Here is a 13,974-nt window from a genome sequence, read left to right on the forward strand (position 1 = left end):
TCACTCCCGCAGCAACCAGGCGGCCAGGGCCTCGGTCACCTCCTCGGGGCGTTCCTCCATGACGAAGTGGTCCGCGCCATGGATGCGGACCAGGGTGGCGTGCGGGATCCGCGCGGCGAGTTCCTCGGCGGTGCGGATCGGGATCGCCGGGTCGCGGTCACCCCAGATCACCGCGGTCGGGCACTCGATGCCGGCGAGTCCGGCCGCCAGTTCGGGGCGGACCCGGACCTGGTATCCCGACCAGAAGTGCGCGTACCAGCGGCGGCCCGCGGCGGTGTCGAGGAAGCCGAGATAGGTGCGCAGCCGGTGCTCGTCGAAGGATCCGTTGCGCACGTATCGGGTCAGGCCGCGACGATTCAACCACCCCGTTCCCGGCAGCGTCAGGAGCCGCGGCAGCACCGAGTGCAGTCCGAACAATTGGTAGTACGGCGCCGAGAACGTGCTGTGCGCACGGGAATTCAGGATGGCGAACCGGCGCACCCGCGCGGGATGGCGCTGGACGAAGCCCAGGCCGAGGAAGCCGCCGTAGTCGTGGCAGGCGAGATCGACACGGTCGAGGCCGAGCGCGTCGAGCATCCGGCCGATGCGCGCCACCTCGCTGTCATAGTCACAACTCAGCCGCGGCGTGCGCTCGGATTCGCCCCAGCCGAACCAGTCCGGCGCGATCACCCGGCGGGACAGCGACAGTGCGCCGATCTGGTGCCGCCACGCCGCATGGCTCTCGGGCCAGCCGTGCAGCAGCACCAGCGGATCACCCTGTCCGGCCTCGGCATATCGGAGTCGCGCGCCGTCGACCAGTACGTCTTTCATCATGTCGGTATCGTCGCAACCATGGGGCGGACCACACTTCCAGAAACGTGCGCTCAACTGTGGCTCCGAGTGGGGCACGCGGTCTATCTCGGGCCCGGGATGCCGCTGGGGCCGCACTCGACGGCGGTTGCCTGCCTGGGGATCGGGCTCGACGGGCCGTTCCGGGTACGCGTCGCGCGCGCTCCGGACATCACCGCGCGCAGCTTCCTGTTCCGTCCCCGGGTCACCCACCATGTCCTCGATACCGACGACCGCAAGCTGTACTGCTATTTCGATCCGGCCTCGGCGCGCTTGGCGCGTTGCCTCGGCGGGATGCGGCGCACGGTCCACGGCGTTCCGGTCGAGCACCGGCACGAGGCCGACCTCCTGGCTCTGTGCGCGGACCCCGTGCCCGATATCGAGCGGATCCTCGACCTCGCGACCATCCCGGCGCCGATCATCGGGGACCCGCGGATCGCCGCCGTCGCCGCCGAGATCCGCGCGGATCCGGCCAAGCCCCAGCGCGCCGCCGAAAAGGCAAGTGCCACGGACTTGTCCACGTCCTACTTCCTGCGCCGGTTTGCCGAACAGACCGGTACGAGTTTCCGTCGGTACGTGCAATGGTCACGCATGCTGGCCGTGGCCGAGGCGCACGTGGCGGGTCAGGATTTCACCCGGTCCGCCGCGGACGCCGGCTTCGCCTCCCCGTCCCATTTCAGCGACACCTTCCGCGCCATGTTCGGTCTCACGCCCACGGCGTTCGCCGCCCTGGACGGTCGAATCCATCTGGCCGGGCCGGAGGCTAGTTCAGCTGCCAGGTGACGCGCACGCTCGCGGAGATCTCACTCTCGCCGAGTTCCACCGGCATGGACGCCATCTCGGCGATCATCCCGGCTTTCGCGCGGGCGCCGATCCGCGGCCGCGAGCCGGTGTCCTCGGTGATGACCAGCACCGGCCCGACCGTGCCGCCCGCGCGCGCGGCATACTGCTCGGCCTTGGCCAGGGCGTTGTCCCAGGCGGCGTCGCGGGCCCGCCCGAGCAGGCTCTCCTCGTCGGCGAAACCGAGGGTGAGCCCGTTGAGCCGGACCTCGTCCCCGCCCGCCTCGACGCAGTGCGCGATCACGTCGGCGGGGCTGGGGTCCGCGTGCTCGCCGATCTCGCGCAGCGACACCGTGAGGTCGGTGCTGGCGACATAGCCGGTGATCCGCTGGCCTTTGCCCTCGGTCCATTCGGTCTCGGTGCGCACCGACAAGCCGGTGGTCGCGATATCGGCACTCGATACGCCGTCGCCGCGCAGGGAGTCGGTGATCGCCGTGACGCGTTCACCGGCTTCGCCGTAGGCCAGGGCGACCTTGCTCGCCTTGGCCTCGACCGTGATGGTGACCCGCATCAGATCGGGCGCCGCGCCGGCGGTACCCGCGCCGTAGGTGGTGACGGTGCCCGCCACGGCGTCCGCCTCCGCGAAGCCGCAGCACCCGGCGCCGCAATCGGCGATCGCGATGTCCTTCTTCTTGTCCTTCTTCTTACCTTTGCTCACGGCGCTCTCCTTGCCTTCGAGGATCACGGTTCATCGGTTCAACGGACGAGATCGCGCGATCGTCCCCGCGCGAAGCGGGTACCGTGTGGGCCGGGTCAGCGCGCGTAGATTCGTGTGGAGCCTCACATTTCGCGGCCGTGACCGTGGGTGACAGGCCGATGTGGAGCGGGGGCCCGGCCGCTGCTCCGTAGACTGGCCGCTAGCGGCGGCTTACGGGCCGCCGGAAATGCTCGGTATCAGATGCGCTATCCGGAGGGAGCGAGTTCAGGTGGGAGTGCTTTCCCGGGTCGATACGCCCGAAGATCTGCGTGGGCTGACCGTGCCACAGCTACGCGAATTGGCGGCGGAGATCCGTGAGTTCCTCATACAGAAAGTCGCGGCTACCGGTGGTCATCTCGGGCCGAATCTCGGTGTGGTGGAACTGTCCATCGCGCTGCACCGGATCTTCGATTCGCCGGCCGACCCGCTGATCTTCGACACCGGCCACCAGGCCTACGTGCACAAGATCCTCACCGGCCGCAAGGACCAGTTCGACTCGCTGCGCAAGGAAGGCGGGCTCTCGGGCTACCCGAGCCGCGCCGAGAGCGCGCACGACTGGGTGGAGTCCTCGCACGCGTCGGCGGCCCTGTCCTACGCCGACGGCCTGGCCAAGGCCTTCGCGCTGACCGAGCAGGACCGCCATGTGGTCGCGGTGGTCGGTGACGGCGCGCTCACCGGCGGCATGTGCTGGGAGGCGCTGAACAACATCGCCGCCGGCACCGATCGCCCGGTGGTGGTCGTGGTCAACGACAACGGCCGCTCCTACGCCCCGACCATCGGCGGCCTGGCCGACCGGCTCACCGCGCTGCGCACCCAGCCCGCCTACGAACACGCCCTGGACACGGGCAAGCGCATCCTGAAGAGCATTCCGCGGGTGGGGGAGTCGGCCTACTCGATGGTGCACGCGGTCAAGGCCGGGATCAAGGACGCCGTCAGCCCACAGGAACTGTTCAGCGACCTCGGGCTGAAGTATGTCGGCCCGGTCGACGGGCACGACATCGCCGCCCTGGAGGCCGCGCTGCGCCGCGCCAAGGATTTCGGCGGCCCGGTCGTCGTGCACGCGGTCACCCAGAAGGGCCGCGGCTACGAGCACGCCGAGAACCACGTGGCCGATCAGATGCACGCCTGCGATCCGATCGACCCGCTGACCGGCCGTCCGCTGGCGGGCAAGAAGGCACCCGGCTGGACCTCGGTGTTCTCCGAGGAGCTGATCGCCCACGCCGAACGCCGCGCGGACATCGTGGCGATCACCGCCGCCATGCCCGGACCCACCGGTCTCGCGCCGTTCGGGGAGCGTTTCCCGGAGCGCATGTTCGATGTCGGCATCGCCGAACAGCACGCCATGACCTCCGCCGCCGGCCTGGCCCTGGGCGGGCTGCATCCGGTGGTCGCGATCTACTCGACCTTCCTCAATCGCGCCTTCGACCAGTTGCTGATGGATGTCGCGCTGCTCCAGCAGCCGGTCACCGTGGTGCTGGACCGGGCGGGCATCACCGGCCCGGACGGCGCCAGCCACAACGGCATGTGGGACTTCTCGCTGCTCGGCATCATCCCGGGCATCCGGGTGGCCGCCCCGCGCGACGCTGCCACCCTGCGCGAGGAGCTGGCCGAGGCGCTCGCGGTCAACGACGGGCCCACCGTGCTCCGGTTCCCGAAGGGCAGTGTCGCCGAGGACGTCCCGGCGATCGAGCGGCTCGACGGGGTCGACGTGCTGCGCCTGGCCGCCACCGACGGCGGTTCCGCGCAGACCGGCCGCGGCGACGTGCTGCTGGTCGCGGTCGGCCCGTTCGCCGAGACCGCCATGCGGGTCGCCGAAGCGCTGGAGCCGGAAGGTATTTCGGTCACCGTCATCGATCCGCGCTGGGTGCTGCCGGTGTCGGACACCATCGTCAAGCTCGCCGAGAACTACCGCCTGGTGGTCACGCTCGAAGACGGCGGTCTGCACGGCGGCATCGGATCGACGGTCTCGGCCCGCATCCGGGCCGCCGGGGTCGATGTGCCGACCCGGGATCTCGGTGTGCCGCAGCAGTTCCTGGACCACGCCTCCAGAGACGCGGTCCATCAGGAGCTGGGGCTGACCGCCTCCGATATCGCCCGCCGGATCAGCGGTTGGCTCGACGCCGGCGGAGCAAAACAGCCCGAACGATCGTTCTGAAAACCGCACGCGCACAACTCTGAAGCCGTACCGTTTCCCCTACCTAGTGAAGGAGAAACGGTCATGGCTTGGGTCAAGCGGGAAATCGTCATCGAAGCGCCGGTCGAGGACGTGTGGGCCTACATCGGCGACTTCGAGCAAGGTCCGGCGCGGATGTCGCCGAGTTTGGTCACCGAATGCCGGCCGGACGGACCCGAGGTCCGGGTGGTCACCTTCGTCACCGGCGTGGTGGTGCGCGAACGGCTCATCTCCTACGACGCCGCCGAGCATCGCTACGCGTTCTCGATCATCGGTGACACCGTGCACCCGGAGCACGACACGGCGAGTATGCAGGCGATCGCGTTGGACAATGGGTCGGGTGAGCGCAGCAGGTTTGTGTGGATGCACGACGTCCTGCCCGCCGAACTCGCCGACGCCTTCGGCTCGTTCATGGATCAGGCCATCGCGGAGTTCAAGAAAACCGTGGAGAGCGAGCGCGCCTAGCCGGGCTGCTCCGGTGTCAGCGCGGCGGTCAGCGCCGGCACCGACAGCTCACGCTGCCACGGCCGCGCGCTACCGGACTTGAGGAACCCGTCGATCGCCGCGGAGAGGTCGTCCGCGGTGCCGACGCGGTCATAGGACGGGAGTCCGTCCCAGCACAGCCGCCGCACCAAGTCGGGGGACAGCAGGTTCTCCACCGGAATGGCGTGCTCGGTGGATAGTTCGCCCATCGCCGCGCGGGCCCGCGTCAGCCGGGCCGCGGCGACCGGGTCGCGCCGCTCCCACCGGTTCACCGGCGGCGGACCTTCGAACGGCTGGGTCAGCGAGGGTAGCTCGTCCTCGGTAAGGGCGCGGGCACGGTCGATGGCGGCCAGCCATTCCCGGGAGTAACGGCGCTGGCGCGGGCCGCCGAACACCGGCAGCGCGCGCAGTTGCGCGATGGTGCGCGGATCGGAGGTCGCGGCCGAGACGATGGCCGCGTCCGGCAGGATCCGGGCGGGGGCGACATCGCGGGCGCGGGCCAGGGTGTCGCGCGCGACCCACAGTTCCCGCACCACGGCCAGCTGCCGGGTCTTGCGCAAGGTGTGGATGCCGGAGGTGCGCCGCCACCGGTCGGCCTTCGGACCTGGCGGTTCGGTGGTCCGGATGTGCTCGAATTCCTGTGCCGCCCAGTCGGTCTTGCCCTGTTCGTCGAGCGAGGCGGCGACCTCGTCCCGTAGTTCCAGCAGCAGTTCGACGTCGAGGGCCGCGTAGTTGAGCCAGTCGTCGGGTAGTGGGCGGGTCGACCAGTCGGCGGCGCCGTGCCCCTTGCGTAGCGCTCGTCCGAGCAGCTTCTCCACCATCGCCGCCAGCCCGACCCGCTCGAATCCGGCTAGTCTGCCGCCCAGCTCGGTGTCGAACAGCCGGGCCGGGCGTAGGCCGAGTTCGGCCAGACCCGGCAGATCCTGGTCGGCGGAATGCAGCACCCACTCCAGGTCGTTGATCGCCGCGGCGAGCGGGTCCAGCGCGTCGGTCACCGGAATCGGGTCGATCAAGAAGCTGCCCGCGCCGGCGCGGCGCAGCTGGATCAGGTAGGCCCGCGCCGAGTACCGGAAACCGGAGGCGCGTTCGGCGTCGACCGCCAGGGGGCCGGTACCCGCGGCGAGCTGCTCGGCGGCCGCGGCCACCTGCTCGGGAGTGACCAGCACCGGGGGCACACCATCATTCGGGGCAAGCAGTGGCTCCGCTGTATTCTCTTCCACACTGCGCCCCTCGATGGGCTCGTCAACAACCGGCATAGACGTGAACTTTACGTTGCTGTCAGCCTGGTTCGTTGCTGGTGTGCGAGTCCGGTCGTAGATGGGTGATCCCCGCCGGGGGCAGACCGGCCGAGTAAGCCAGTACTTCGCAGAACGCTTCCACGTGCGGCGCCATCTCGGTACTGGTCGCGGTCCAGGACGCGCGCAGCTCCAGCTGGTGCGCGCGCGGCGGGCCCGCGATATCGCCGTAGCGGACCGACGTCGTCGAGGTCACGGTGCCGCCGAGCGCGGTGAACGGCTCGGACCGCGACTCCAGCGCGTCGACCAGCCAGCTCCACGCCACCTCCGGCAGCAGCGGGTCGGCGGCCAGGGACGCGTCGATGTCGGCCTGGATGTAGGCCACTAATCGGAACACGCCGTGCCAGGCGTCGTCCCCGTCGGGATCGTGCAGCAGGATCAGCCTGCCGAACGCGTCGCCTTCGGAATCGACCGGCACCAGGGGTGTCTCGGGATGTTTGACCTCGGCGCCGACAGCGTAGGAATACGGTGCCAGCCGCTGCGGCGGACGGATCGGCGCGAGCTCGATGCGGGGGTGCACGGATGCGGTGCCCATCGCAGCAACCGCGGCTCGAAATCCAGCTGGTTCGGCGGGGGAGCCCTCGGTCGATGCGGCGCCGTCGCGGATGTCGAGCGGTGTCACGGAAGCGACGGTAGACCGTGTGCCCCCTACCGAGGCGGAGGCGCGCCGCACAGGACGCTGTTCGCGATATGGCGTTCGCGCGGTGACGGTGTCTGTCCGCGACCCGCGGATGGATATCATTCGCGGTGATGACTACCTACACCCGCCGCCAGCTGACCGATGCCCCGTTCTTGGCCGCCGCCACCGGCGCCACGCCCAGCCGGCGGCCGGTGTGGTTCATGCGCCAAGCCGGTCGTTCCCTGCCCGAGTACCGCGAGCTGCGCAAGGGCGTGGGGATGCTGCAGTCCTGCTTCGATCCGGAGCTGGTCTGCGAGATCACCATGCAGCCGATCCGCCGGCACGACGTGGACGCGGCGATCCTGTTCTCCGACATCGTGGTTCCGCTGAAGGCCGCGGGCATCGATCTCGACATCGTGCCCGGCGTGGGTCCGGTCGTCGCGTCGCCGGTGCGGACCGCCGAAGACGTGCGCGCCCTGCCGCGGCTGCGTCCCGAGGACGTCGGCGCGGTCACCGAGGGTGTCCGGCTGCTCACCGCGGCGCTCGGCGACACCCCGCTGATCGGTTTCGCGGGCGCGCCCTTCACCCTCGCGTCCTACCTGGTCGAGGGCGGGCCGAGCAAGCATCACGAGCGCACCAAGGCGATGATGCACGCCGACCCGAAGACCTGGCACGAGTTGCTCGGCGCGCTCACCGACATCACTATCGCGTTCTTGCAGGCGCAGCTGGCCGCAGGTGTCGACGCGGTGCAGCTGTTCGACTCCTGGGCCGGGGCGCTGTCGCTGGCCGACTACCGCAGCTTCGTGCTGCCGCACTCCGAGCGGGTCTTCGCCGAGGTCGCGGACGCGGGCGTGCCGCGCATCCACTTCGGTGTCGGCACCGGCGAACTGCTCGGCGCGATGGGCGAGGCGGGCGCGGATGTCGTCGGCGTCGACTGGCGGGTGCCGCTCAACGAGGCCGTGCGCCGGGTCGGTGCCGGAAAAGTGCTGCAGGGCAATCTGGATCCGGCGGTGCTGTTCGCCGGTTCCGAGGCGATCGAGTCAGAGGTGCGCCGCATCTGCCGCGAAGCCGACGAAGCGGTCACCCTCGGCGCGAAGGGCCACATCTTCAACCTGGGCCACGGCGTCATGCCGGAGACCGACCCGGGCGTCATCACCGCGACCGTCGAACTGATCCACAGCCTGCCCGCGCCGACCGCGTGAGGTGACCCGGGCAACGCCGAAGCGGACCGGGCGGCGGCGCGCCGCGCGGCGAGGGATACCGTCGCAGCCATGAGAATCGCGGTTGTCGGTGCGGGAATCAGCGGGCTGGTCGCGGCCTACCGACTGCGGACACTGCTCGGCTCCGGCGCCGACATCCTGCTGACTGACCGCGCCGAGCGGGTCGGCGGGATCCTGCACACCGGCGAAGTCGCCGGGGAGCCATTGGATTTGGGGGCCGAGGCGTTCGTCGGCCGGCGCCCGGAAGTGCCGGGGCTGCTGCGTGAGCTCGGGCTGGAAAGCCAGCTGGTACTGCCCGCGGGGAAGCGCCCGCTGCTCTGGTCGGGCGGCGTCGCGCATCCGCTGCCGGAGCGCACGCTGATGGGCATTCCGTCGCGGGCCGAGCAGATGCGCGGTCTGGTCGACGAGGACACCCTCGCGAAGATCGCCGCCGAAACCACTCGGCCCTTCGCCTGGTATCCGGATTCCGACATCGACGTCCACAGCCTGATCGCCGACCGCTTCGGTGCGCAGGTCGCCGAACGCAGCGTCGATCCGTTGCTGGGGGGCGTCTACGCGGGCAGCTCGCGTTCCATCGGCGTCCGCGCGGCGTTGCCGACCCTCGCCGCCGCGCTGGACGCGGGCGCGCCGAGTCTCACACACGCGGTGGTCGCCGCCATGCCGCCGCCGTCGAACGCACCGGTGTTCGGCGGGATCCGCGACGGCTACCGGGTGCTGCTCGATACCCTGGCCGCGAAATCCGGTGCGCGCGTCGTTGCCGGCACACCGGCCACCCGGCTCGCGAAGTCGGCCAACGGCTGGGTGCTGGATCCGTTCGGCACGGTCGACGCGGTCGTCCTCGCGACACCGGCTCCGGTGACCGCTCGTTTGCTGCGCACTCTCGCGCCCGCCGCGGCGACGGCTGCGGCCGGTATCGAGCTGTCCTCCTCGGTCGTGGTCGCCCTGGCGCTACCCCGCGACACCCCGCTCCCGGACAACTCCGGCATCCTCGTCGCCACCGGAGAATCCTTGCGTGCCAAGGCCTTCACGCTCTCCAGCCGCAAGTGGCCGCACCTCGCCGACCGCGACACCGCTTTGGTCCGCGCCTCCTTCGGCAAATTCGGCGACGACGCGGCCCTGTCCTGGCCCGACGACAAACTGATCGCCGCCGCCGCCGAAGACCTCGCCCACGTCACCGGCATCGCCATCGAACCGGTCGGCGCGACCGTCCAGCGCTGGCCCGGCGGCCTGGCCCAATACGCCCCCGGCCACACCGACCGGGTCGCCGAGATCGAAGCCGGCACAGCCGAATTGCCGAACCTCGCCCTCGCCGGCGCGTATCTGCACGGGGTCGGCGTCCCCGCCTGCGTCGCCTCCGGCGACACCGCCGCCCGCACCATCGCGTCCCAACTAGCCTGACCCGTCGCCCCAACTAGCCTGACCCGTCGACCCGGCAGCCCAACTCGTCGTCCCGGCATGCTTTTGGCCGGGACCCAGGCCGTCGTCCCGGATCCGGCCGCGCCGCCTGGGTCCCGGCCAAAAGCGCGCCGGGACGACGGAGCGGTGGACGACGGGGCGGCCGACTACCGGGCGGTGGATGACGGGGTGGCAGCCGCGCTCCGGTACCGAAATGGCACGATGGGGGCATGGCGCGACTCGATTACCAGGCCCTCAACTCCACCATCCGGTACCTGATGTTCTCGGTGTTCCAGGTGAAACCGGGTGTGCTCGGTGAGGATCGAGCCAAGGCGATCGCGGACGCGCAGGCGTTCTTCACCGGCCTCGAGGACAAGGGCGTCGTGGTGCGCGGCCTCTACGATGTGGCCGGGATGCGCGCCGACGCCGACTTCATGATCTGGACGCACGCCGAGCACGTCGAGGAGTTACAGGCCGCGTACGCCGATTTCCGGCGCACCACCGACCTCGGCCGGGCCAGCACCCCGGTCTGGAGCAATGTGGCGCTGCACCGCCCGGCGGAGTTCAACAAGAGCCACATCCCCGCGTTCCTCGCGGGCGAGGAGGCCGGTAACTACATCTGCGTCTACCCGTTCGTGCGCTCCTACGAGTGGTACCTGCTGCCCGACGACGAGCGTCGCAAGATGCTGGCCGACCACGGCAAGGCCGCCCGCGGCTACCCGGACGTCCGCGCCAACACGGTCAGCTCCTTCGCCCTCGGCGACTACGAGTGGATCCTCGCCTTCGAGGCCCCCGAACTGCACCGCATCGTCGACCTGATGCGCGACCTGCGCGCCACCGAGGCCCGCCTGCACGTGCGTGAGGAGATCCCGTTCTACACCGGCCCGCGCGTCGAGGTCGCCAAGCTCATCGCCGCCTTGCCCTGATCCCGCAGACAGCACAACGTAATTCAGGCATGCCCCGAGTTTTCGGGGCATGCCTGAATCGTGTTGCTGCCCGTACGCTGCGCACAGCGCGGAAGCCTGATTACTGCGCTGCGGTGTCCGAGGGGTGCAGGCGCAGCGAGATCGAGTTGATGCAGTAGCGCTGGTCGGTGGGTGTTTTGTAGCCCTCGCCCTCGAAGACGTGGCCGAGGTGGCTGTGGCAATTCGCGCACAGCACCTCGACCCGGCGCATCCCCAGCGAATCGTCCGGGCGGAGAATCACCGCGTCGGATTTCGCCGGATCGAAGAACGACGGCCAGCCGCAGTGCGAATCGAATTTCTCGGTGCTGCGGAACAATTCGGCGTCACACGCCCGGCAGACGTACACGCCTTCGGTCTTGGTGTCGGTGTATTCACCGACGAACGGACGCTCGGTCCCGGCTTCGCGCAGGACCTGGTACTCCTCGGGGCTCAGCTTCGCCTTCCACTCCTGGGGCGTCAGCTGGATCCGCGGCGCGGGAAGATCAGCACTCATGGCTCCACGCTAATACGTTTCTCGGAAGAGGGGGTCGACCCGTTGACCGGCGTGGTCACCGCGGGGGCCGCTTCGGCCTCGTCCCGCGAGTCCGGAGCATGTTTCATCCAGGCCGGATCCAGGCTCTGCCCGGCCACCAGACGCCCTTCGCGGCGTGCGTTGAGGTATCGGTCACCCAGGATGCAGAACACCACGAGCAGCATCAGGCCCCAGCCGAAGGTGATGCGCAGGTACTCCAGGTCCCGCCCGATGCTCTGCCAGCGGTCCGACAGCCATTTGTCGTAGGACAGGAACCCGAACGCCGCCAGCCAGGCCGGCCAGTTGCGCAACACCGAATTGCGCAGCACCACCGACATCATGAACGGGAACACCATCATCGAGTAGTACATCTGGCCCAGCGAGGCCAGCAGCCACGACGCGATCAGCAGGACGCCGGAGGCCGTGGTCACGAAGAACAGTTCGTCCTCGCGGTAGTACCGGTACAGCAGCCACAGCGTGAGCGCGACGACGACGCCCATGGCCAGGCGCATGGTCCAGGTCAGCCAGACGGGCAGGCCGTAATAGGCCGCGTTGCCCTCGATGGCGCTGTTGAAGTAGTCGCGCGTGTGGAAGATGTAGGGCGCGGTGCGGTTGATGAAGTCCATCGGATCTTTCACCAGCGGCCACGCGATCGCGTTCAACGCCAGCGGCACGCTGATCGCCGTGATGAACACCTTCCACTGCCCGCGCACCAGCGCGATCAGCAGCAGCGGCGCGAGCGTCGGTTTCACCGCGAGGCTCAAGCCCATGATGGCGCCTGCCCAGAGATCTCGCCGCGAGAGCAGCAGATGGATGAAGAGCAGTTCGCACAGCAGCAGGCAGCCGTTGACATTGGTGAAGATCAGCGTGTTGGTGACGGTCTCGGACATGAACATCGCGAGCAGCAGCACCGGCGCCGCAACGGATTTCACGCTGTACTTGAACAGGCGCAGCAGCAGATACCAGGCGACGATGATGGCGGCGACGTTCAAGAGAATGAACAGCCAGCGCGCCTTCTCGTAGTCGATGACGGCGACCGGCGCGAACAGCAACGTGCCGCTCGGGTAGTACAGGTAGTGCGGGTCGACAGAGTCGAAGTTCGCGGTGTAGACCGGGCGCCCGTTGAGGAACGCGAAGGACGCGTCGTACACGGGCCGGAAATCATCGGTGACGAATCCGTTGACAGCCTTGATGAAGACCCGGTTCAGCACGGTCATGACCGCAATCGGCCACAATGCGAACTTGATCACCTCGGCGGTAGTACGAGCGGTTCGTGGCTCGAGCTGTCGAAGTAACACTGGCGCACCGTACACCGGATTCGGTCACGACCGGTTGCCGGGCGGCGGTTCCGGCGCCCCCGAAGATCAAGCCGGGCAGGCGGTACCGTCTGCGGGGAGCTTCGCTTCGGTCAGATATTCGAGCAGCGCACGCTGCGCGCACCCGGAGTGGGTGAACACCGGATGCCCCCAGCCCTGCCAGTTCACGGTGGCGTGCCGGGCGCCCGCGGAGCCGAGCACACCGGTGACCGAGGCCGTGCCGCCGTTGCCCTTGACCGGGTCGGCGACCGAGTTCAGTACCAGCACCGGCAGATTCAGCTTCTCCGGCATCGGCGCGGGAGAGGGCACCGGCCAGGCCGAGCAGTCCAGCAGGCCCAGCGCCGCGGTCTTGCCGAACACCGGATACTTCTGTCCCCACTGCGCGGCGAGCTCGGTGGCCTTGCTCGGCGTCGGCGGCTGCTGGGTGTCGGTGCAGCGATTGACGAACTGCCCGTCGCTGCCGGTCGCTGCGGTTTCGCGCAGGATCAGGCTGTTCAACGCGGTGCCGTCCCCGCGGCCGGCGGCCGACAGCGCGTCGGCGAGTTCGCCGACCCGGTTGGACTGATCGGCGCGCGGACTGCCGAGGAACCCGGTGATCGCGGTGAGCAGCGCCTTCGCCGAGACGTCACCGAGCCCGCCGGTGCCGGCCCGGTTCACCAGGTCGGCGATCGCGGCGCGCGGGTCCGCGCCGAGCGAGCAGTTCATGCCCTTGCAGCGCTGGGCGAAGGCGGTCAGCGCCGCCTCGGCGCCTTGCAGGCGCTGTTCCTCGCGGGTGACGGAGTCGGTGCCGACAGCCTCGGGGGAGTCCAGCACCAGCCGCGACAGGTGGTCGCCGAACTTGCGCGCGTAGCTGAGCGCGACCTTGGCGCCGTTGCCGGTGCCGAGCAGATCGATGTGCTCGACCTGCCACTGCTTGCGCAGTTGCTCGATGTCGTCGGCGGCGTGCGGCGCGTCGAACAGGCCCTCGTAGGGCTGCAGGAAATCGCGGCAGGAGATGGTGGCCTCCTGACTCAGCGCCGACACCGCCTCGGCGGGATTGCCCGCGCCTGCGCTGAACTGGCCGTTGTCGGCCAGGCCGCGCCGGATCTCGGCGGGCAGGCAGTCGATCGGCTGTGAGGTGCCCAGACCGCGGCGGTCCACCGCGACGATGGGCCGGGTGGTGAGCAGACCGGCGCCGCCGCTGCCGACAGCCAGGCCGGCCAGGGTCGCGGTGGAGGACCGGTCGGTGCCCGAGGTGAGGACCAGCGGGGCCGCCTCGGCCGGAGTCTGCGGCAGGCGAGCCCGCATGGCGCCGGTGCGGAAGCTGCCGATCACGGTGCCCTGGGTGTCGATCGGCGTGGAGTATTCGGCGCACTCCAGCACCAGGCCCGACGGGGCCGGGCCGAGGCCGAGCAGATTCAGCGTGGGGGCGGTGCAATCGCGCCAGCTCAGGTCGGTCTTGGGCACCTGGGCCTGTTTGGGCGGCGCGGGCTGGACGACCTTGGGCGTCTCCGCGTCACCGACGGCCGGGCGCTCGATGGCGACACCGGGGCGGTCGGAGGGGCCCGCCCCGCACCCGGTGAGAACGATCGACAGTGTCGAGGCCACTACGGCGGCTCGAGTCCAGCGCATGCGCTACAGCCTGCCACAGGC

Annotated in this window: 13 protein-coding genes; 6 read left to right on the forward strand and 7 right to left on the reverse strand. The window is 69.7% G+C overall.

What is annotated here, in order from left to right:
- Complete coding sequence (locus AB0M14_RS13325; RefSeq protein WP_364993397.1) at nucleotides 1-813, reverse strand: alpha/beta hydrolase; 813 nt, start codon at nucleotides 811-813, stop codon at nucleotides 1-3.
- Between the two features lie 66 nt (nucleotides 814-879).
- Between AB0M14_RS13325 and AB0M14_RS13330 the strand changes: the two genes are divergently transcribed.
- On the forward strand, nucleotides 880-1,611 hold the full coding sequence (locus AB0M14_RS13330; protein ID WP_364993401.1) for an AraC family transcriptional regulator: 732 nt from the start codon (nucleotides 880-882) through the stop codon (nucleotides 1,609-1,611).
- Here AB0M14_RS13330 and AB0M14_RS13335 read toward each other — a convergent pair.
- Nucleotides 1,592-2,326, reverse strand: a complete 735-nt coding sequence (locus AB0M14_RS13335) for an SIMPL domain-containing protein (RefSeq protein WP_364993405.1) — start codon at nucleotides 2,324-2,326, stop codon at nucleotides 1,592-1,594. The two genes, AB0M14_RS13330 and AB0M14_RS13335, sit on opposite strands and share 20 nt — an antisense overlap.
- A gap of 268 nt (nucleotides 2,327-2,594) precedes the next feature.
- On the opposite strand from AB0M14_RS13335, the gene dxs reads away from it, so the two are divergent.
- Both dxs and AB0M14_RS13345 read left to right on the forward strand, forming a co-directional pair.
- Complete coding sequence (dxs, locus tag AB0M14_RS13340) at nucleotides 2,595-4,520, forward strand: 1-deoxy-D-xylulose-5-phosphate synthase (protein WP_364993408.1); 1,926 nt, start codon at nucleotides 2,595-2,597, stop codon at nucleotides 4,518-4,520.
- Nucleotides 4,521-4,583: 63 nt separating this feature from the next.
- The gene (locus AB0M14_RS13345; RefSeq protein WP_364993413.1) at nucleotides 4,584-5,003 is read left to right on the forward strand and encodes an SRPBCC family protein; all 420 of its coding nucleotides are present in this window, start codon (nucleotides 4,584-4,586) and stop codon (nucleotides 5,001-5,003) included.
- Here the strand turns inward: AB0M14_RS13345 and AB0M14_RS13350 are convergent.
- Together AB0M14_RS13350 and AB0M14_RS13355 are read right to left on the reverse strand one after the other, a co-directional pair.
- Nucleotides 5,000-6,277 (reverse strand): ribonuclease D, encoded by a 1,278-nt coding sequence (locus AB0M14_RS13350; protein ID WP_364993416.1) that lies wholly within the window; start codon nucleotides 6,275-6,277, stop codon nucleotides 5,000-5,002. The genes AB0M14_RS13345 and AB0M14_RS13350 overlap by 4 nt on opposite strands.
- Nucleotides 6,278-6,299: 22 nt before the next feature.
- Complete coding sequence (locus AB0M14_RS13355) at nucleotides 6,300-6,851, reverse strand: DUF3000 domain-containing protein (RefSeq protein WP_364995750.1); 552 nt, start codon at nucleotides 6,849-6,851, stop codon at nucleotides 6,300-6,302.
- Between the two features lie 215 nt (nucleotides 6,852-7,066).
- Here AB0M14_RS13355 and hemE point away from each other — a divergent pair, with 215 nt between their 5' ends.
- The 3 genes from hemE (at nucleotide 7,067) to hemQ (ending at nucleotide 10,476) form a co-directional block, all read left to right on the forward strand.
- Nucleotides 7,067-8,137, forward strand: a complete 1,071-nt coding sequence (gene hemE / locus AB0M14_RS13360) for a uroporphyrinogen decarboxylase (protein WP_364993419.1) — start codon at nucleotides 7,067-7,069, stop codon at nucleotides 8,135-8,137.
- A gap of 69 nt (nucleotides 8,138-8,206) precedes the next feature.
- Complete coding sequence (locus AB0M14_RS13365) at nucleotides 8,207-9,553, forward strand: protoporphyrinogen oxidase (protein WP_364993423.1); 1,347 nt, start codon at nucleotides 8,207-8,209, stop codon at nucleotides 9,551-9,553.
- Between the two features lie 227 nt (nucleotides 9,554-9,780).
- Nucleotides 9,781-10,476 (forward strand): hydrogen peroxide-dependent heme synthase, encoded by a 696-nt coding sequence (gene hemQ, locus AB0M14_RS13370; protein WP_364993425.1) that lies wholly within the window; start codon nucleotides 9,781-9,783, stop codon nucleotides 10,474-10,476.
- 100 nt (nucleotides 10,477-10,576) lie between these two features.
- Here hemQ and msrB read toward each other — a convergent pair whose 3' ends face one another.
- From msrB to AB0M14_RS13385, 3 genes are all read right to left on the reverse strand, one after another.
- Nucleotides 10,577-11,008, reverse strand: coding sequence for a peptide-methionine (R)-S-oxide reductase MsrB (msrB, locus tag AB0M14_RS13375; protein WP_364993429.1), 432 nt, complete (start codon nucleotides 11,006-11,008; stop codon nucleotides 10,577-10,579).
- Nucleotides 11,005-12,324 carry a glycosyltransferase family 87 protein gene (locus AB0M14_RS13380; RefSeq protein WP_364993433.1) on the reverse strand — a complete coding sequence of 440 codons (1,320 nt, stop codon included), beginning with the start codon at nucleotides 12,322-12,324 and terminating at the stop codon, nucleotides 11,005-11,007. Before AB0M14_RS13380 ends, msrB begins: the two co-directional genes overlap by 4 nt.
- Before the next feature lie 66 nt (nucleotides 12,325-12,390).
- Entirely contained in the window at nucleotides 12,391-13,953 is a 1,563-nt protein-coding gene (locus AB0M14_RS13385) for an alpha/beta hydrolase (RefSeq protein ID WP_364993437.1), read from the reverse strand.
- Nucleotides 13,954-13,974: the final 21 nt, after the last annotated feature.

This window comes from Nocardia sp. NPDC051832, from assembly GCF_040681285.1.
In the GTDB taxonomy this organism is placed as follows: domain Bacteria; phylum Actinomycetota; class Actinomycetes; order Mycobacteriales; family Mycobacteriaceae; genus Nocardia.